Raw genomic sequence first — 18,754 nt, 5'->3', positions numbered from 1 at the left:
TGGCCCTCCGGTTGGCATGAGCTGTCACGGCCACCGCAGACAGTACGGGCGGCATCGCGCCGCCGCCGACCGGAGGGACCCGACCGATGAGCGACACCCCAGGCCAGCTGAAGGACACGGTAGGCCCGTACGGCATCTGGAGCGCCGGTCTGCGCTCGGAGGACCCGGAGCTGCGCGGCGCACTCGCCGACAGCGCCGCCGAACTGGAACAGCTCGGCTTCGGCGCCGTCTGGCTCGGCAGCAGCCCCGCCGCCCGGCACGCCGTACCGCTGCTGGAGGCGACCTCGACCCTCGTGGTCGGCACCAGCATCCAGAGCATCTGGCAGTACGACGCCGCCGCCGGCGCGGAGTCCTTCGCGGAGCTGGAGGCCGCGCACCCCGGCCGGTTCGTGCTCGGCCTCGGCGTGAGCCATGCCAAGCTCGCCGACCAGTACCGCCGCCCGTACTCGGCGATGACCGGCTACCTCGACGCCCTGGACGCGGCCGGGGTGCCCGCCGGGCGCCGGGTGCTGGCCGCCCTCGGCCCGAAGATCCTGGAGCTGTCCCGGGACCGGGCGGCGGGCGCGGTGCCGTACCTGGTCACCGCCGAACACACCGCCCGGGCGCGGGAGATCCTCGGCGCGGACGCGCTGCTCGCGCCCGAACTGAAGGTGGTCCTGGAGGCCGACCCCGAGCGGGCCCGCACCCTCGCCCGCAGCGCCCTCGCGATCTATCTCTCGCTGCCCAACTACACCAACAACTTCCTGCGGCTCGGCTTCACCGAGGAGGACCTGGCCGACGGCGGCAGCGACCGGCTGGTCGACGCGGTCTTCGCCTGGGGCGACGACAGCCGGGTACGGGAGCGCATCGACGCCTTCCGGCAGGCGGGCGCGGACCACATCGCCCTCCAGGTGGTGACGGAGGACGGCCCGTTGGCCCTGCCGCGGGCGGAGTGGCGCAGGCTCGCCGACCTCCTGAAGTGACGAGCGGGGGCGGGGTCCGGCTCAGGCGTCCTTCAGTTCCTGCCGCTGCCGGCCCAGCCCCTCGATCTCCAGCTCGACCACGTCGCCTGCGCGCAGGAACGGCTTGGGCTCGGGCTGCCCCATGGCCACCCCGGCCGGCGTGCCGGTGTTGATGACGTCACCGGGGTAGAGGGTCATGAACCGGCTGACGTACCGCACGACCTCGCCCACCGGGAAGATCTGCTCGGCCGTCGTGCCGTCCTGCTTCAGCTCGCCGTTGACCCACAGCCTCAGCGGCAGCCGCTGCGGGTCGGGCACCTCGTCGGCCGTGACCAGCCAGGGGCCCAGCGGGTTGAAGGTCTCGCAGTTCTTGCCCTTGTCCCAGGTCCCGCCCCGCTCGATCTGGTACTCGCGCTCGGAGACGTCGTGGGCGACCGCGTACCCGGCGACATGCGCGAGCGCCTCCTCGGCCGACTCCAGATAGCGGGCCGTACGCCCGATGACGACGGCCAGCTCCACCTCCCAGTCGGTCTTGGCGGAGCCGCGGGGCACGAGCACGGTGTCGTTCGGGCCGACGACCGTGTCCGGCGCCTTCATGAAGACGACCGGCTCGGCGGGCGCCTCGGCGCCGGTCTCCCGGGCGTGGTCGTGGTAGTTGAGCCCGATGCACACGATCTTCCCGATCCGGCCGAGCGGCGGTCCGATGCGCAGCCCGGCCGGGTCCAGCCCGGGCAGCTCGCCGGAGTCGGCCGCCGCGCGGATCCGGTCGAGCGCGGCGGCGTCGGCGAGGAGCGTGCCGTCGATGTCGTCCACGAGCGCCGAGAGGTCCCGCAGGGTTCCCCCGGCGTCGAGCAGCGCGGGGCGCTCGGCCCCTGCCGTACCGACGCGCAGCAGCTTCATGGTCACAATCTCCCTCGATCGCGGGCGCCCGTCCGACGGGTGCAGCCATCGGAAGGACTGGCTGATCCTCCAATTCGGCTGTCCAGTCCGCAAGACCCTGTTCACGTACTGGACCGTAACCGTGGCTCCTACCGGTACAGCGCGGCCCGTTCCAGGGCGCTCCAGGTGGTGGAGGTGACGACGTACAGCGCGGCCGCGAGCGGTACGACGGCCACGGTGACGAGCGTGAAGAAGGACATGAAGGGCGCGGCCTTGGTGAGCGCGCCGAGCCCGGGGACCTGTTCGCCGGTCCCGGTGGCCGCCGGGACCGGGTTCTGGGCCATGGTCCGCTTGGTGCGCCGGTAGGTGAAGGCGGCGACGGCCGCGACGAGCACGAACAGCGCGAGGTAGACGAGCCCGGCCGGGCCGAGGAGGCCGCCGTCGGCGAGCGCGTCGGCCCACCGCCCGCCGAGCGGGGCCGCGAACAGCCGGTGGGCCAGCAGCGCGTTGCCGGCGCCGCCTATCTCGGCGCTGGAGAAGAGGTGGTAGAGGAGGAAGAAGGCGGGGAGCTGGAGCAGGCTGGGCAGACAGCCGGACAGCGGCGAGACCTTTTCCTCGGTGTGCAGCTCCAGCACCGCCCGCTGGAGCCGCTGCGGGTCCCCGGCGTGCTTCTCGCGCAGTTCGGCGATGCGCGGCTGGAGTGCGGCGCGGGCGCGCTGGCCACGGGCGGCGGCCCGGGACAGCGGGTGGACGAGGAGTCGTACCAGGGCGGTGAACACCACGATCGCCACGGCGGCCGCGGAGCCGTGGAACAGCGGCCGGAGCAGGTCGGCGAGGTGCTCGACCAGCTGGGCGAAGAGGGAGAAGAGGTCGGAGAAGACGGACATGGGTGAGCCCTCCGGGGGGTCTCGTCGTGCCGGAGGCATCCGGAGAGGTGCGGATGCGTGGGAAGAGCGCGGAATGCGCTCGGCGGCAGGACGACCCGCGCGGGGTCACGTGAGGGAAAGAGAGAAGACGTGCCCTACGCGGCGGTCGCCGGCAGGACGCGTCCGGGCGCCCGGGGCCGTCGCCGGCCGGGTGCGTCGGGGTCGCGTTGCGGCAGGAAGGCGGTACGCCGGGCCCGGTCGCGGATGGCCGTACGCACCCGGTGGGGCGGTACGGCGGGCACGCACCGCGCGGCGATCAGCGCGCACGCGGTGAACGCGGAACCGGCCGCGGCGGTCGCGGCGAGCGCCACGGTGGTGAAGAGGGAGCCGGTGTCGAGCAGCACGACCGGCAGCAGCAGAAGCAGCAGGGAAAGGAGCAGCGGGGCGAGCGCACGCGACCGCGCGAGACTGCGGATCATCTGGCTCCCTCCCCCGGTCGCGACCTCAACGGCCGCTGTCCTGCCCTCTTTTATACCTGACCGGCTGTCATGCCCGACGGGCGGAGGCGGACAATGGGAGGGTGAAGACTTCCTCACTCGTCCTCGCCTACGACGGGGACTGCGGCTTCTGCCAGGCGTCCGTCGACCGGATCCGGGCCCTCGCCCGGCCGGCGATCGACGCGGTGCCCTGGCAGTTCCTGCCCGAGGAGACGACCGCGCCCCATCTGCGACGCCTGGAGACGGAGGTGCTGCTGCTGGACGGCGGCACGGTCGTCGCGGGCGGTGCCGACGCGCTCGCCCGGTTCGCGGCCTCCTCCCCGGCGCGTGCGCCCCGCGCTGTGGCGGCCCTCGTCGGGGCACCGGGGGTGCGCGCCCTGTCCCGGGCGGTGTACCGCCAGGTGGCCCGGCACCGTCACCGGCTGCCCGGCTCCACCCCGGCCTGCGCCGTCCCCCCGCGGCACGCCTGACCCGCCCCTGTCCGAGAGACACCGGCCACGAACAGAAGCCGGTGGCCAGGGGACCATCCACCCGAGAGGACCGGCCCTGCCTCCCATACCCACCTGCGTCCTGAGCGACTCGGCTCCCGCCCGGCTGAGCGACGGCCACGCGACGGACCGGTTCGTCGAGATCGGCTCCTTCACCAAGGTGCTCACCGGCACCGCCCTCGTCCGCATGGCCGCCGCGGGCCTGCTCGGCCTGGACGACCCCGTCGAGCGCTGGCTCCCGGCCGCTCCCGGCACCGGCATCACCCTGCGGCAGCTCGCCGACCACACCTCGGGGCTGCCCCGGCTGCCGCCGGGCACCAGGGGCCGCGACCCGTACGCCGCCTTCGACCGGGCCGCCCTGCACCGGCTGCTCGGCCGGCTGGACCGGGTCGCGGTGCGGCCGCCGGGGCAGCAGGAGGAGTACTCCAACCTGGGGTACGCCGTCCTGGGCGCGGCGCTGGCGGGCGCGGCCGGCACCTCGTACGAGGAACTGGTCGGCGAGCATGTGCTGCGCCCGCTCGACGTCCACGAGGTGAGCGCGCGGCCCGACCCGGCGCGGCGGCTGCTCGCGCCCGGCTTCCTGGGCCGCCCCCGACGGCCGTGGACCATGGACGGGGCGATCCTTCCGGCGGGCGGCCTGTGGGCCACTCCGCGGGCGGTCGCCGACCTGCTGGTCCGGCTGGTCATCGAGCGCCGGCTGGGCGAGCCCGCCCCGACCTGGGCCACGGCGGGCCCGATCCGCTGGCACAACGGGGCGACCCGGCACGCCTCGCTCTTCGCCGGAGCCGTGCAGGACGGCCGCTGGGCGGTGGTCCACCGGCTGAACGGCGACCCGGAGGGGACGGACCGGGCGGGCGTCGACGTGCTGCGGGGCGAGTGAGTCGGACCGGTCGTCCATGAGCGGTAGGACGGCTCCGGGCGGGACAGCCGCCGCCTCGGCTCAGCGCGGGCGCACGGACACCAGCTTGCCCCACACCACCATCCGGTACCGCGAGGTGAACTCGGGGGTGCAGGTGGTCAGGGTGATGTAGGAGCCGGGCTCGTCGTACCCGTAGCCGGGCCGGACCAGGGAGCGCGGGACGGGCCGGACCACCCCCGAGTCCCGGGCCGAGGTCCGCGGCAGGATGCGGTCGACGTCGTAGGTGTACGTCGCCGTGGCCGTCTCCACCTCGACGGCGTCCCCGCGCCGCAGCCGGGGCAGGTACCGGAACGGCTCGCCGTGCGTGTTCCGGTGCCCGGCGAGCGCGAAGTTCCCCGCCTGGCCGGGCTGTTGGGTGCCCCGGTAGTGGCCGACGTACCCCTTGTCGAGGACGTCCGCCTTGCTCACCCCCTCGGCGACGGGCACCCGGAGCCCGAGCCGGGGGATGGTCAGCACGGCGTACGCCTGGGACGGCCGGGGCGGGGCGGCGGCCGGCCGGTAGGAGCGGTGCGGGGCGGGGGCGGGGGCACCGGCCGTGGGCGTGGACGTCGTACCCGATCCGTCCCCCGGTCCGCCACCCGATCCGCCGACGGAACTCCCGCCGGAGCCCCCGCCGGAGGCGTCCCGCCCCCACTGCCGCTCCAGGGCCTGCACGGTCCGCTCGGCGCCGCGCCGGGCCTCCCGGTTGGTCCACCACACCTGGTGCACGACCAGCAGCAGAAGCACCACCCCGACGGTGACGAGCGCCTCGCCGCCGCCCCACAGCACCCGCCGGCACAGAGCCCGCCGACGCCGGTCGCCGTGCCGTACGACCCGTACCCGCGCCATGCCGCCTCCCCCTCCGAACGGCCGGAAGTCGCCCGCACGATAGGCGGGGACGCTTCAACCGGCCAGAGCCGCACCGGGACCAGGGCTTTCTCCAGCCGTTTTCACAAGCACCGGAGAAAGGGGCGTCACACCTCTCGACATCCCCACCCGCCACCCCCGATGCTTCGTGCTGCCGGAGCCGCACGGAGAGGCAGACGACCCATGATCCGACGCAGAACGCTGCTGGCCGCCGCGGGCGGTGGCCTCCTCGGCAGCGCCCTGGCCACGGGCACCGCCCGCGCGGACGCGACGATTTCCGTCAACCCGTCCGCGACCTACGGCACCTGGGAGGGCTGGGGCACGTCCCTGGCCTGGTGGGCGAACGTCTTCGGCAACCGCGACGACTTCGCCGACATCTTCTTCACCACCAAGTCCACGACGTACAACGGCACTTCACTCCCCGGCCTCGGCCTGAACATCGCCCGCTACAACCTGGGCGCGTGCAGCTGGAACAGCGTGAACGGCGCGACGATGACGGCCTCGCCCAACATCCCCGCCTTCAAGCAGATCGAGGGCTACTGGCAGGACTGGACGAACGAGGACCCGGCCTCCTCGGCCTGGAAGTGGACGGCGGACGCGAGCCAGCGGGCGATGCTGGTGAAGGCGACCCAGCGCGGCGCGATCTCCGAGCTGTTCGCCAACTCCCCGATGTGGTGGATGTGCTCCAACCACAACCCCTCCGGCGCCGCCGACGGCGGCAACAACCTCCAGTCCTGGAACTACCGCCAGCACGCCTCCCACCTGGCCGCGGTCGCCCTGCACGCGAAGCAGAACTGGGGCGTGGACTTCGCCACGGTGGAGGCCTTCAACGAGCCCTCGTCCTCCTGGTGGACGTCGACCGGCACCCAGGAGGGCTGCCACATCGACTCCACCGTGCAGGCGGCCGTACTGCCGTATCTGCGCAGCGAGCTGGACAAGCGCGGTCTGACGGGGACCAGGATCTCCGCCTCCGACGAGACCAACTACGACCTGGCCCGCACCACCTGGGGCTCCTTCTCCGCCACCACGAAGGGCTATGTCGACCGGGTCAACGTGCACGGCTACCAGGGCTCCGGCGGCCGCCGCGACCTGCTCTACACGGACGTCGTCACGACGGCCGGCAAGGCCCTGTGGAACTCGGAGACCGGCGACGGCGACGCCACCGGCCTGACCACGGCGAGCAACCTCCTCTACGACTTCCGCTGGCTGCACCCCACCGCCTGGGTCTACTGGCAGGTGATGGACCCGAGCGCCGGCTGGGCCACGATCGCGTACGACGCCTCGACCCTCCAGCCGGGCGCGGTCCAGACGAAGTACTACGTACTGGCCCAGTTCACCCGCCATATCCGCCCCGGGATGACGATCCTCGACACCGGGGTGAGCTATGCCGTGGCCGCCCTGGACCGGGCGGCGAAGCGCCTGGTGATCGTGGCGGCGAACACGTCGGCCTCGGCCCAGACCCTGACCTTCGACCTCTCCCGCTTCTCCGCGGTGACCGGCGGCTCGGGCGGGCTCGTCCCACGCTGGAACACGGTCACGACGGGCGGCGACCGCTACACGGCCCACTCGGACATCCGACTGTCCGGCAGGACAGTGTCGGTCCCCTTCGCCGCGAAGTCGGTGCAGACGCTCCAGATCGACGGGGTCACGGTCTGAGGGCGGACGGAGTCACCGGGTGAGAGTCGAGGGCAGCGGAAGGGCGTCCTGGTAGCCGTTCAGCGGGCGGGGCACCTTCGTGACGGTGCGGGCGTCGAGCGCGACCTGCGCGGACCTGGTGCCGAGCGTGCCGCCGGGGTGCCAGGTCCCGGTGACCGACACCCAGGTGTTGGCGGGCAGCGCGGGTCCGCCGTAGATCCGCACCTTCACGGACTGGGCGTCGGCGGCGCAGCAGCTGATGATGATCCGCGTCAGATCCCAGCTGTGGTCGTCGTGCGGGGTGACGATCCCGGTCATCAGCACGGTGCGCCCCTCGATCGCCCGCCCGCGGTCCTGCTGCACCCGGCCGGTGAAGTCGGACAGGGTGATGGGCAGCGGCGAGGTCGCGGGCAACGGCTCGAACGACCGCCGCTCGGCGATGGCCTTGGCCGGCTGCCGGGAGGCGGTGTAGGCGCCGAGGGCGGGCGGGGCGTAGACGAGGAGGCTGAGCGCGGGGAGGAGGAGCAGCCAGGCGACGCGGGGCAGACCGGAGTGATCGTGCCCGTGCGACGCTTCCCCTGCGCGGGGACGGTCGAGGAGCAGGCTCGCGACCCCGAGGAGGAGCAGGACGGCCCCGGAGGCGATGAGCAGGGGCCGCATGCTCTCCTTCACATACCGCAGGCAGAGGTCGGTGAGGAGGGAGATGTGCAGCAGCCCGGCCCCGCAGAGCAGCAGCAGCCCGGCCTGGAGAACCCCTCGCCACGACGGTCGCTGGATCCGGCTCACAGCACCACTCCCCCGATCAGCGCGCTGCACGCGATGGCGACGACGACGGTGGCGGCGGAGAACCGGACGGCGAAGGCCCGCCCGAAGGTGCCCGCCTGAAGGGCGATGAGCTTGAGGTCGACCATGGGCCCCACCACCATGAACACCAGCCGCGCCACCGCCGGGAACCCGGTCAGCGAGGCGGCGAGAAAGGCGTCGGCCTCGGAACACACCGCGAGCAGCACCGCGAGCCCGGCCAGGAAGAGCACCGACAGCCAGGTGGACCCGGCGAAGGTGTCGAGCACGGAGCGCGGCACGGCGACGTTGAAGGTGGCCGCGGCCATGGCCCCGAGCACCAGGTAGCCGCCCGCGTGCAGGAAGTCGTGCTGGAACCCGGCCCGGAACTCGTCCCACCGGCTGCGCCCCTCCGTGTGCCCGGCGTGCCGCACGGCCGGCCGCAGCCACTCGGCCCGCCCGAACCGCAGCCAGAGCCAGCCCATCGCGACGGCGGTGGCGAGGGAGGCGAGCAGCCGGGCCAGCACCATGCCGGGCTGCCCTGGAAAGGCGACGGCGGTGGCCGTGAGCACCACGGGATTGACGGCCGGCGCGGACAGCAGGAAGGCGAAGGCGGCCGCGGGCGTGACCCCGCGCCCGATGAGACTGCTCGCGACCGGCACGGAGGCGCACTCGCACCCCGGCAGGACGACGCCCGCGACCCCGGCCACCGGTACGGCGAGAAAGGGCCGCCGGGGAAGGAAGCGCCGGAAGACCCGCTCGGGCACGAACGCGTTGATCGCACCGGACAGCGCGGTCCCCAGCAGCAGGAAGGGCAGGGCCTGCACGGTGACGGCGAGACACACGGTCCGCCAGGCCTGCACGGCGGGGGCGTCGCCCCAGCGCCCGACGAGAAAGAGAAGGGTCCCGGGCACGACGGCGGCCGCGAGCAGCAGCAGCCCCCAATGCCGAGGCAACTGCTCGTCCCCGCCCCTCCCGGCCTCTCCTATCTCTGCTTCTGTCTCTGCTTCTATGTCTGCTTCTATGTCTGCTTCGGCCGGAGCCACCCCACCCGTCCTCTGCATGCCGACTCCGCGTGTTAGACGTCGGCTCCGAAGATAGCGGCCTGCCCCGTACGCTCCCCCACGCGCCTCACTTTTGTCACCGGCCGGCAGTACGGTGTCCCTCATGCGCCCCGACACGCCTGCCGAGAACGTCGACCACCCCGCCGAGGCGGCACGCCTGGAGCGGACCGCCGCCCTGTACCCCGAGGACGCCGAGACCCTGATCCTGCGCGCCGCGGCCCACCTGGAACTCTCCGGCGACCGCCCCGCCGCCACCGCGCTCTACGACCGCCTGCTGTCGACCCCGGACGCCCTGGACAACCCGGCACTGGTGCGAGCCCTGAAGGCCTCGAACCTCTGGGAGTACGGCCATGAGGCGGAGGCCCGGGCGATCATCGAGGGCATCCGCACCGCGGCGCCCCGGGACCCGGCGCCCTGGGTGATCGTGGCGGAGGCCCTGGAGTCGCACGACGAGCTGGACGCGGCGGAGCAGACCTTCACCGAGGCGACGACCCTCCTCCTCTCGCCCGAGGAACCCCCGCCGCCGCCGGCTCACTCCCTCCTCTACGGCCGCCACCGCGTCCGCCGTATGCGCGGCCTCCCGCACGACGACTGGGACACCCTGGCCGACAGCCTCCACACCTCCCCGGTCACCCTGGACGAACTCCACGACCCGAAACGCGTGTGGTCCCTGGGCTCCGACAACCCGGCGGAGCTGGAGGCGGAGATCTCCCGCCTGCGCGCGGAACTGGGCGCCTACCGAGCGGCCCTCTCCCGCCCCTTCCCGGTGGCGGTCCTGCACTGGCCGGCCCCCGAACTGGCCGAGCTGCTGTCGGCGTACCCGGCCCTGACCTCGGAGTACCCCTCCCACGAGGCCCACCTGTCGGCCATAGAGTCCTCCCTGCGCGAACTGGCCTCCTCGGGCACCCCCAACCTGGGCATCGTCACGGGCACGGTCCCCTCCTACGAAGCCTTCGCCGCAGCAGAAGCCACCACCCCGGAAGACCCCGCCCTCCTCCCCCAATACGCCACCACCCTCGCCTCCCGCGGCCGAGCAACGGCCTGGCCGCCGGGGAGGGGGGAGGGGTGCTGGTGCGGCACGGAGCTGTCGTACGAGCGGTGCCACGGGGTGTAGCGGCTAGCCAAGGGCAGCCCGCCCGGGCCGGCCGCGCCTCCGGCTACCCTCTCCTGTGTGTCCGAAGTTCCCGCGTGGGAAGCGCCAGAGGGATCCTGGGCTTCGTCCGCAGCACGCCGTCGCAACATGCAAGCGATCCGCAGTCGCGACACAAAGCCAGAGTGGCTGATCCGACGGCTGGTCCATGCGCAGGGATTGCGCTATCGCGTGGCTGCCCGGCCACTGCCCGATCTTCGCCGGACGGCAGACATGGTCTTCCGCCCGGCGAAGGTGGCCGTATTCATTGACGGCTGCTACTGGCACGGCTGCCCGGAGCACTATGTCCCGCCGAAAACCAACTCGGGATACTGGTCCGACAAGGTCCTGCGCAACATGGCACGTGACCGTGACACCGACCAGCGCCTCATGGAAGCCGGATGGCTCGTGCTCCGCTTCTGGGAGCACGAATCATCAGGCGCCTGCGCCGATAAGATCGCTAGGGTCGTGAGGAAGCGACGCGGCATCGACATCCGGCCTGACTGAAACCGGGATCTCCATCTGCTCTTGCTGCGGCGGTTCTGCGGCAGAGTGTTCGCCGTCCGATTCGTAATCACGAAGGATCTCGTCACGGCACTCGGGACGAAGGACCGCGGCAATAGCGCGTCCAACCGCTTCGGCAACAGGCGGCGGAAACGCGTTTCCGACCTGCCGGTACTGCGCCGTCTTCCGGCCTTGGAACTTCCATCCCTGCGGGAAGCCCTGGATGATCGCCGCCTGCTCTACAGTGAGCATGGGACCTGCCGGACGGAAGAGATCCCGTTCGGGGTCGCACTTCTCAGGGTCGTTGGCAACACCCATACCGTCGACACCCAGAGCTGCCCAGGCCCGCTTAGCCCTAGTGGGTCCAAGGTCGGCCCCGCCATGCTTTCTTGAACCTCCCACCAGGGTCGGAGCGACACCCCTGCCCAGCTCGGCCGCCTTGGTGGCCTTGTCGAGCCATTCCTGGTAGACGTCTTTTCCGGTACGCTCGCCGGGCTTCGCCCGCTCTCCGTACTTGTTCTTCGTCCAGTACTTTTGGCAGCGCGCTTCCATGCTGACGGAAAGCTCCTCGGCTACCGTCGCCTGCTTGCCCTTAATCTTGGACGGCCACACAAATTCCGTACCGGACCTTTCAAGCACATCCTGGCGGATCACCACCAGGATGGCCCGGGGGCGCAACTGGGGGACACCGTAATTGCTGGCATCGATCCTCCGCCAGACCTTCCGCATGACACGGTCCTGCTTCGCGGCTGACCAGCTGCTCTTGATTTCCGGAACCGCGTATCCGAGTTCGCGCAGTTCACGCAAAATGTCCCTGCGATAGTCGATGAAAACCTCCGGAGGCTCCAGAATTCCCCGGACATTCTCGATCATGACTGCCTCCGGCATCAGCTCGTCGATAATCCTCAGAGCATCCGGGAAGAGATCGCGCTCATCATCCTTCCCCAGCCGCTTGCCCGCCAGCGAGAAAGGCGGGCACGGCACACCACCCGCCAGCAGACTCAGATCCCCTCTTTTAATTCCGGGGTTGGGAATGCCGCCAGGCTTCAGGAACTCCCGGACATCCATGGAGCTGAGATCCTCAGCCCGGCCTCCGCCCCACCCGGGCCACCCGCCTACGTTCGCACGCAGAGTCTCCACCGCATACGGATCCCACTCCACGAGGGCAAGGTGGTCAAACCCCGCATTATGCAGCCCAACGGCTTGCCCGCCCGCACCGGCACAGATCTCCACCGAGGTCAGTGGCCGGCTGAACTGCGGACGCTCACGACCGCTGGCGCTCATAGCGTTCCTTCCAGGAGTGACTCAGAACTGACCCCAAGTGTCCCAGAGAGAACATGATCACTTGCTTGCTCCGAGCACTCGGCACACCCGAGTTTCGCACTCCTCCCAGCCCTGGCCGCCACCAGCCAGGGCTGAACTCACCGAACACTTCGCGTCCCTGTGACCTCACTCACCCGGCTTTCCGGGCAAGCAGTCCAGTTCCGGTCAAGCACCACCCACGTGCCGCAGCAGCGCCTCGATGTCACTGGGTGCGAGTCCTGCCGCTACGGAGGGTTCTTCCTCCAGGTCAGCCAGCTGCTGGACCGTGGGATCGTCAAGGATCTTGCCCATGAACTCGAGCTTCTGGTCCAGCCGCACCTCGACCACCTCATCGATCGTGCCGCGCGCCGCAAGGACGGTCACCCGCGTTTCCGTGCCCGGGGCGAGGCCGAGGCGGTGGATCCTGTCGAGGCTCTGGAGGTAACGGCCCGCCATGAAGTCCCGGTCCACATAGACCGCGTCGTGGCATACATGGTGGAGACTGATGCCCTCGCCCAGGGTCGCCGGGTTGGAGATCAGCACCATGCAGCTCGGGTCCTCGCGGAAGCGGCGCAGCTGTTCCTCCCGGTCAGGCGTACCACCGTAGACAACCGCCGGGCTGTACTTCTCCAGCATCTGCGCCAAGGTCGTCAGGCTGCGTACGAAGGTAGTCCAGACCAGGGTCTTGCGGCCCAGCGCAGCGTTCTCAGCAACGATCGCCAGCGCTTCCTTGTACTTCGGGGACAGCTCGTAGTCCGGAAGGTTCTGCATCAGCGAATACAGCGAGCTGCCGGCCGGGATCGGCAGCGGCGGCAGCTGGTAAGCCAGCGGCTCATACTTGGTGGCGCCTTCCAGCAGCAGAGCCGGACTGGTCGCCGCCATCAGCAGACGCAATGCCGTCTTGCCGAGTGCACTGAGGTCGTCGCGGGCGGTGCCGTTGGCGATCCCGCCCACGAGAGAGCTGTAGATCTCGGCGTGCAGATCCGGCATGTCGACGTAACGCATCCGCAGGGTCATCGGCGGTAGGCCGAGTTCCTGTTTGGTGGTCCGGGTGAACAACGGCCGCAGGACCGTGCTCGCGTAGGCGAGGTCTCCGCCGGCCACCGCCCGGGTCACCGTACGCTGGCCGTGGCCCGGCCAGACGAAGCCCAGAAGGTTCTCCAGGTCCTTGGATCCGTTCGGGGCCGGCGTGCCGGTCAGGATCAGCCGGCGCTTTGCGAGCGGGCCCAGCGCCATGCACGCGGCGCCGTACGTCCCGCGTGCGCCCAGCTTCATACGGTGAGCCTCGTCGAGGATGATCATCGAGGGCGCTGACTTCAGCCAGTTCGCAAGCAGGGGCAACGAACGGTCCAGCCGTTCGTAGTTGACGATGAGGACCTCAGCCCACTCGTCCAGGGAACCGTCCAGCACGTGGGTGCGCAGCGGGTAGCTGAAGCAGACGGCAGTCTCATAACGCCAGGACTCGTAGGCCGACTTGGGACATACGACCAGCAGTCTGGTGGCAGTCCCCTGAGTCCGCTGTGCCGCGTACACCGCGAGCGCCACACGGGTCTTGCCGGCGCCGGGGACGCTGAAGTTCGCGCCGTGCCCGAGCGAGAGCAGCTTGGCGACATCACGGCGCTGGAAGGCGTTGAGGTCTTCCTTCCAGGTGTCTCCGAGCATGCTCAGCACATCGCCGGCCGCAACCTCCGGAGGCGCACCGGCGCCAGCCAGCCGCTCCTCGACCAGCCTGGCGTCCCTGACCACACTGGACACGAGGTCCAGGAGTTCCGGGGCCCATACGACACCTGCCGGGTCCGGCCAGTTGCTGAGGACAGTCAGGTTCGCGAGGAGGTCATCCAGTACGACCGACGCGGAGAGGGGGCCCAGCTGGCCGCCGGTACGGAACCGGGCGGCCAGCTGGACGAGGTCCTGCCGGTACTGGTCGGTGGTCCGCAGGACCACCTGAGTACGCGTGTCGTCGAACCCCAGGTTGAGGGACGTCTCCGTCACCGGGTGCCCTCCGCGGTGGCGGCGGCGAGGAGCCAGGAGACGCCGTCGCCGGGATTGGGGATCCCGCGCCCGGCCTGCTGGGCCAGCTTGCGCAGGCTGCCCCGGAGCTTGAGCACAGCCTCGTCGAAGGCCTCCTCGTCCAGGCTGTTCGAGGTGCGGGCCTGGACCAGCTCAATGACGCACTGGTCGATGTTGACGCACGCGTCTGCGAGCCGGGCCGGCGCGAGCTGCTTGCGCTTACGGAGCCGGGCGTCGCGGCCCGAGCTTTCGATCGCCTGGTCGAAGGCGTCCCTGGCCTGGTCCAGCAGCACCTGGGCCGAGGCCTTTTCGCTGTCCGGCAGCCCCGGCGCCGTGCTGCGGACGGTAGCCGCCGCCCGGAGGATACGGTCGTTCAGCGCACGGGCCGCCGACACGGCCGACGAGGCAGCCGGCACTTCGAGGCCCAGCCCCGGGATGGACACGGACTCGGGCTGGCCAGCCGTCCCGCTGTCAGCCAGTTCCGCCGGCAGCGCCTTCTCCAGATACCCCTCCTTCAGAAACGTCTCGTCGATGAGACGCACGTCCGTCTTCGAGAAGTTCAGGAGGATCGCCGCCAGACGCCGCTCCTTCAGGATTTCGGCCTGGTCGCGGTCCAGGGTCTCCAGCTTCGTGTAGAGCCGCTGGAGTTCCTTGAGACGCTCCTGTGCCCCCTCCCAGTCGACCAGCCGCAGCGCGACACCCCCGCCGCTCGCGCTGCGGTCGTTCAACTCCTTGATGGTGCTGAGGATCCACCGTTCCTGGTGGTACGTCGCCGTCCGGATCCGGAACTCCTTGGCGATCTGCTCGGGCGTCCGGCCCATCGCCGCCTGCTCCTCCATGGCGATCAACCGGTTGATGTACGAGTAGTCGCGCCGCTGGTCCTGGCGGAGCTGGAGCGCCAGCTCCACCGCGTCGATGTCGGCCTGCGTGAACGACGAGGGGAGTACCCCCACCCGCATCGACTGCTTGCCCAGCTCCCGGAGAGCGACGGCGCGCGTGTTGCCGTTGACCAGCACACCATGGTGGGTGACCAGCCCGGGGTCGTTCTGGCCGAACTTCTCCAGGTCCTCCTTCAGCTTGTCGAAGTCGGGGTCACGCAGCTCAGGGTCGGAGGGCTTGGCCTGGAGCAGACTGCGGAGGTAGTCCTGGCCGGCCTCTCCGAAGGGGTCCTCATCCAGGTTCCGGTCCTGGTCCGGCTTGTGGGTGCGCTGGGCACGGATCCGGTGCGTACCCGGGTTGAGGTAGAGGTCGTTTAGCGGGAGGTCGATCACATCGACATGGATCTGCTGCCCGTTCCAGTCGACCGTGACAGTCTCCCGGGTGCCTCCGGCCTCCCTCACCTCCTCCAGCCTCTTCTTGATCAGCTCACTGAACTGCTCCGCCCTCGGCGGCGGCGGAAACTCCCGCACCATGTCTTTCCCCGTCCCTTCTGTCGCCGGTCCTGTCAGCTTCTGTTGCCGGTCCTGGATCAGTCGGTCATGTCGTCGATGGCCTGGGCCACCGCGGCGCGCGACGGCTGAGGCAGCGTCCGGTAGATGCCCCAGATCTTCTCGATCGGGCTGAACGCACGCTGGTCGGCGTCGATCCACTTGGCGAAGACCCGCCGTTCCATCGGGGAGAGGTTCTCCACGAGCTCCAGCAGCGCCCCGAGGTCGACTTCACGGTCAGGGCCGCCCCCGGTCCCGCACTTCTTGCACTCGGTGACGAGCTGGTACTCGGAGCTCGCGTCAGAGTGGAGCACCTTACGACGGGAGACGTTGAGCTTGGAAAGCTCGATTCCACCGTCCTCGTACGGCTCGCCGGCACCAATGCCGCAGGACCGGCACAGGTGGTTGTCGTCCTGGAGGACCTTCGCGCGCTGGGCGGGGGTCAGGCTCGCCTTGTGCTTCGGCGCCTTCGACTTGCCCGGGATCCAGACGTCGGCGCCCCTGGTCACGAACCGCTGCTCCTGCTGGAGCAGGGCCGGGTCGTCGCGGCTCGTATCGATCCGCCAGCCGTGGTCGCGCAGATCCCGCAGCCTGCGGTCGATCTGCGCGATGTCCGGGAAGGCCTCACGCAGCTGGGCCTTGGTGAAGATGTTGCCCTCACCTACCACGGCGACCAGCCAGAGAGCAGCCCGCGCCATGCTTCCCAAGTTCTTGTCCTCGTAGGACGGAATTTCCCCCATCAACGCCTCCACTAAATCGCGCAAACCACGCCTTTTCGGAGAGTGCGGCAGCTGCACTCAGCAGTGCATGGCACACGTGAACTCCGTGCCCCCCGCTCCTCTGCGGCCCACCCAGCTCACACCAGGACGCAAACCAAGTCCAGCCCCTTTCCCACTTGCCCGGGTAAAGCCATTAAAGCCATTGCCGGGAGCCCGAGTTGCCCGCAGCGAGCAAGTTCACGGCGTGTGGAAAGTCAGACACAGAGGCACTACTCATGGGGCACAATTACTCGCCTACAGGCAGGAGTTGAGGTAGTCGGCCTCACGACGCCTGAGCCCTCAAGGGAGGCGTAATCGCATGTCATCGGCCGAGGGAAGCAGCGCCGGACGCGGCTGGCTGGATCCCGCTAAGGGGTTCCCTGACAACGTCCCCGCCAGGAAACGGCAACTCGCCCTGAAACTCCGCGCACTGTGCGGTCTGCTGAGATCAGCAGATCCGGATAAACCGGCAGACAGCCCACTGATTCAGGCAGAGGCGGCGAAACGCCTGGGATGCACCCCGGACATGCTGTCGCGGTATCTGAACCGCGACCGGGTTCCTTCCTGGGCCTTCGTCGAACGCCTTTACAAGGAGGCTTGCGCTGATGCCGACCGCACGGATCGGGGTGTCGGCATCAGCCGCGAAGAGCTGCTGACCCTCCACGCCAGCGCCGCAGGCGAGCGGCGCGGGTGCGAGCACTGCCCTGACCTGGCCGAACAGATCGAATCGCTGACCCGGCAACTCAATGCGCCCTGTCCGGCATGCATGGCCCGCCAGCAGGAAGAGGGGGGCCGTCGGCGGCAGCTGAGGCGGGCCGCCATCCGGTTGAGATCGGCCAGGCGAGATGCCGCCAGACTGCGGGCAGTGGCCACGGATCTGCTGGCAACGCTCGCAGAAATGAGGGCCGAGCGGGCTGAAATGCAGGCTGCCGAAGCCGGCCTGCGAGAGCGTCTGGCGGCAGCGCTGGCTGCCAGGCCTCCGCTGCCGGTCCCCCGTCGGCCTGGGGACCGGCAGCGGAGTGTGCAAGACGTGTCGGCAGCACGGCAGCTGGCGGCGCAGGCAGCTGAGCTGCACGGCGCCGGTCGGGATGACCTCGCGTTCACCCTGCTTCACCAGAGCACGACGGAGGTGCTGACCCCGGCCGAGACCGCGCTGGTCGTGTTGGAGCTGCGGCAGCTACAGCACGGCCACCTGGCGGACGACCTGATCCACGTCTACGGCCGCGACCAGGAAAAACAGGATGTTATGGCGGTGGCCCTGGAACTGCACGAGGAAGGTGCGGCAGACGACGCCGGCGCCCTGCTGCGGGCAGCACTGGGGTGACGCCCCGGACGCCTGGCAGCCGACTGAAGGTGAGCTCTGCCGGCGCAGGTCAGCACTCGTTAGGCTCGGCACCGATCTCGGATCGTACGAGTCTTCGAAGAAAGGGGGGCGGCGTCATGGACGGATTCGTCGTCGCCGTAAGCAGCAACACCGACTACTCCTTCACCAAGCCGAACCGGCAGAGCATCAACCTGCTGGCCGGGCTTGGGGTGGAGGGGGATGTGCATGCCGGGGTGACGGTCAAGCACCGGTCGCGGGTGAGGCAGGATCCGACGCGGCCCAATCTGCGGCAGGTGCACCTCATGCACGAGGAGTTGTTCGCCGAGGTCGCCGAGGCCGGGTTCCGGGTCCACGCCGGGGAGTTGGGGGAGAACATCACCACCCGCGGGCTCGATCTGCACGGGTTGCCCACGGGGGCGCGGCTGCTGATCGGGGAGGAGGCCGTCGTGGAGGTGACCGGGCTGCGGAATCCCTGTGCGCAGATCGACAACTTCCAGCAGGGACTGCTGAAGCAGGTCGTACGGCGTGGCGAGGACGGGGAGGTCCAGTACCGCGGCGGGATCATGGGGGTCGTGCTGCACGGGGGTGCGGTGCGGCCCGGTGATGTCATACGGGTCGAGCTTCCGGAAGGGGAGCAGCGGCCGCTCGAGCGGGTGTGAGGCGAGGGGTCAGTGTTTCGCGGGTCTCCGCCAGGGGGCCGCAGCGGGACAGGGCGTGCGGCGCCCTGGCGGGGGCGCGGTCAGACTGCCGGGGCCAGGTCCGCTCGGCCGAACAACAGGGCGTAGCCGTGCGGGAGTTGGGCCAGGACGCGGGTCGTCAGGGGCTCGCCCGCCTGGTCCGCCAGCACGTTCAGGACCGAGCTGACGTCCCAGCGGGCCGTCGCGGGCGTGGCTCCCTCGATGCGGGCCGCCACCGACTCCACGAACTCCCTCGCCGTCAGGGGACGGGTGGCCGGGATCTGGGACGCGATCAGCCGGCCCGCCTCGCGGGGCAGGGCCTGGGCGAGGGCCACGCGTTCCTCGCCGGTCACATGGCCGCCGAGTGCCGACAGGACGATCCGGGTCACCCGCTCCGCCTCCGCTCTCGTCGGGTAACGGCCCGCCTCGCGCACCGCCTCGGTCAGCTGCTCCCAGCGGGCGGCGTCGGGGGACAAGGCGGATGCGGCGGGCCTCGTCTGCGGCTGGGCGGTCGTCACGGTCATCGTGCTGGCTCCTCCTCCGGGGGGGGCGCGTCGGGGTAAGGACATGGGGGCGCGGCTCGGCTCCGGTTCCGCCGGCCCCCCGGGGGGGGGGGAGGCCCCGGGGGGGGCGGGGGCGGCACAGAGGAGGAGGTCGGGGGGGCGCGCCCCCCCACACCGAGGCTAGGGGCGGGGGGTGGGGGTAGTG

Annotated in this window: 19 protein-coding genes; 8 read left to right on the top strand and 11 right to left on the bottom strand. The window is 70.5% G+C overall.

Features of this window, described 5'->3' with window-relative positions:
- The first annotated feature begins 86 nt into the window (after positions 1-86).
- A complete protein-coding gene (locus ACFVIU_RS18765; protein WP_385843688.1) occupies positions 87-962 on the top strand; it encodes an LLM class F420-dependent oxidoreductase in 876 nt (291 codons plus the stop codon).
- Between the two features lie 21 nt (positions 963-983).
- Here the strand turns inward: ACFVIU_RS18765 and ACFVIU_RS18760 are convergent, their stop codons facing one another.
- The 3 genes from ACFVIU_RS18760 to ACFVIU_RS18750 form a co-directional block, all read right to left on the bottom strand.
- On the bottom strand, positions 984-1,841 hold the full coding sequence (locus ACFVIU_RS18760) for a fumarylacetoacetate hydrolase family protein (protein WP_385843686.1): 858 nt from the start codon (positions 1,839-1,841) through the stop codon (positions 984-986).
- A 128-nt stretch (positions 1,842-1,969) separates the two neighbouring features.
- Positions 1,970-2,707 (bottom strand): YidC/Oxa1 family membrane protein insertase, encoded by a 738-nt coding sequence (locus ACFVIU_RS18755; protein WP_385843685.1) that lies wholly within the window; start codon positions 2,705-2,707, stop codon positions 1,970-1,972.
- A gap of 134 nt (positions 2,708-2,841) precedes the next feature.
- Positions 2,842-3,165 carry a DUF6412 domain-containing protein gene (locus ACFVIU_RS18750; RefSeq protein WP_385843683.1) on the bottom strand — a complete coding sequence of 108 codons (324 nt, stop codon included), beginning with the start codon at positions 3,163-3,165 and terminating at the stop codon, positions 2,842-2,844.
- A gap of 101 nt (positions 3,166-3,266) precedes the next feature.
- Here ACFVIU_RS18750 and ACFVIU_RS18745 point away from each other — a divergent pair, with 101 nt between their 5' ends.
- Both ACFVIU_RS18745 and ACFVIU_RS18740 read left to right on the top strand, forming a co-directional pair.
- Positions 3,267-3,653, top strand: a complete 387-nt coding sequence (locus ACFVIU_RS18745; protein ID WP_385843682.1) for a thiol-disulfide oxidoreductase DCC family protein — start codon at positions 3,267-3,269, stop codon at positions 3,651-3,653.
- Positions 3,654-3,708: 55 nt separating this feature from the next.
- Positions 3,709-4,551: a serine hydrolase domain-containing protein gene (locus ACFVIU_RS18740; protein WP_385843853.1), complete on the top strand. Its 843-nt coding sequence runs from the start codon at positions 3,709-3,711 to the stop codon at positions 4,549-4,551.
- A gap of 60 nt (positions 4,552-4,611) precedes the next feature.
- On the opposite strand, the gene ACFVIU_RS18735 is transcribed toward ACFVIU_RS18740, so the two are convergent.
- Positions 4,612-5,418 (bottom strand): class E sortase, encoded by an 807-nt coding sequence (locus ACFVIU_RS18735; RefSeq protein WP_385843680.1) that lies wholly within the window; start codon positions 5,416-5,418, stop codon positions 4,612-4,614.
- Between the two features lie 201 nt (positions 5,419-5,619).
- On the opposite strand from ACFVIU_RS18735, the gene ACFVIU_RS18730 reads away from it, so the two are divergent.
- Positions 5,620-7,092 carry a beta-1,6-galactanase gene (locus ACFVIU_RS18730; protein ID WP_385843679.1) on the top strand — a complete coding sequence of 491 codons (1,473 nt, stop codon included), beginning with the start codon at positions 5,620-5,622 and terminating at the stop codon, positions 7,090-7,092.
- A gap of 12 nt (positions 7,093-7,104) precedes the next feature.
- On the opposite strand, the gene ACFVIU_RS18725 is transcribed toward ACFVIU_RS18730, so the two are convergent.
- Positions 7,105-7,848 carry a TIGR03943 family putative permease subunit gene (locus tag ACFVIU_RS18725; protein WP_385843851.1) on the bottom strand — a complete coding sequence of 248 codons (744 nt, stop codon included), beginning with the start codon at positions 7,846-7,848 and terminating at the stop codon, positions 7,105-7,107.
- A 5-nt stretch (positions 7,849-7,853) separates the two neighbouring features.
- Positions 7,854-8,915, bottom strand: a complete 1,062-nt coding sequence (locus tag ACFVIU_RS18720) for a permease (RefSeq protein WP_385843677.1) — start codon at positions 8,913-8,915, stop codon at positions 7,854-7,856.
- A gap of 103 nt (positions 8,916-9,018) precedes the next feature.
- Here ACFVIU_RS18720 and ACFVIU_RS18715 point away from each other — a divergent pair, with 103 nt between their 5' ends.
- Positions 9,019-10,029: a hypothetical protein gene (locus ACFVIU_RS18715; RefSeq protein ID WP_385843675.1), complete on the top strand. Its 1,011-nt coding sequence runs from the start codon at positions 9,019-9,021 to the stop codon at positions 10,027-10,029.
- 57 nt (positions 10,030-10,086) lie between these two features.
- Entirely contained in the window at positions 10,087-10,551 is a 465-nt protein-coding gene (locus ACFVIU_RS18710; RefSeq protein WP_385843674.1) for a very short patch repair endonuclease, read from the top strand.
- Here ACFVIU_RS18710 and ACFVIU_RS18705 read toward each other — a convergent pair.
- From ACFVIU_RS18705 to ACFVIU_RS18690, 4 genes are all read right to left on the bottom strand, one after another.
- A complete protein-coding gene (locus ACFVIU_RS18705) occupies positions 10,480-11,832 on the bottom strand; it encodes a DNA cytosine methyltransferase (protein ID WP_385843673.1) in 1,353 nt (450 codons plus the stop codon). The genes ACFVIU_RS18710 and ACFVIU_RS18705 overlap by 72 nt on opposite strands.
- A gap of 204 nt (positions 11,833-12,036) precedes the next feature.
- Positions 12,037-13,842, bottom strand: coding sequence for a DEAD/DEAH box helicase (locus tag ACFVIU_RS18700; RefSeq protein WP_385843671.1), 1,806 nt, complete (start codon positions 13,840-13,842; stop codon positions 12,037-12,039).
- Positions 13,839-15,272 (bottom strand): hypothetical protein, encoded by a 1,434-nt coding sequence (locus ACFVIU_RS18695; RefSeq protein ID WP_385843670.1) that lies wholly within the window; start codon positions 15,270-15,272, stop codon positions 13,839-13,841. Before ACFVIU_RS18695 ends, ACFVIU_RS18700 begins: the two co-directional genes overlap by 4 nt.
- A 56-nt stretch (positions 15,273-15,328) precedes the next feature.
- The gene (locus ACFVIU_RS18690; RefSeq protein WP_385843669.1) at positions 15,329-16,027 is read right to left on the bottom strand and encodes a hypothetical protein; all 699 of its coding nucleotides are present in this window, start codon (positions 16,025-16,027) and stop codon (positions 15,329-15,331) included.
- 337 nt (positions 16,028-16,364) lie between these two features.
- Between ACFVIU_RS18690 and ACFVIU_RS18685 the strand changes: the two genes are divergently transcribed.
- Together ACFVIU_RS18685 and ACFVIU_RS18680 are read left to right on the top strand one after the other, a co-directional pair.
- Complete coding sequence (locus tag ACFVIU_RS18685; protein ID WP_385843668.1) at positions 16,365-17,369, top strand: helix-turn-helix domain-containing protein; 1,005 nt, start codon at positions 16,365-16,367, stop codon at positions 17,367-17,369.
- A 116-nt stretch (positions 17,370-17,485) separates the two neighbouring features.
- Complete coding sequence (locus ACFVIU_RS18680) at positions 17,486-18,028, top strand: MOSC domain-containing protein (protein ID WP_385843666.1); 543 nt, start codon at positions 17,486-17,488, stop codon at positions 18,026-18,028.
- A gap of 80 nt (positions 18,029-18,108) precedes the next feature.
- Here ACFVIU_RS18680 and ACFVIU_RS18675 read toward each other — a convergent pair whose 3' ends face one another.
- Complete coding sequence (locus ACFVIU_RS18675) at positions 18,109-18,570, bottom strand: DUF2267 domain-containing protein (protein WP_385843665.1); 462 nt, start codon at positions 18,568-18,570, stop codon at positions 18,109-18,111.
- Positions 18,571-18,754 lie beyond the last annotated feature (184 nt).

This window comes from Streptomyces sp. NPDC127190, from assembly GCF_042672505.1.
Lineage (GTDB): Bacteria > Actinomycetota > Actinomycetes > Streptomycetales > Streptomycetaceae > Streptomyces.
This window is presented reverse-complemented; position numbering and strand designations above follow the sequence as displayed.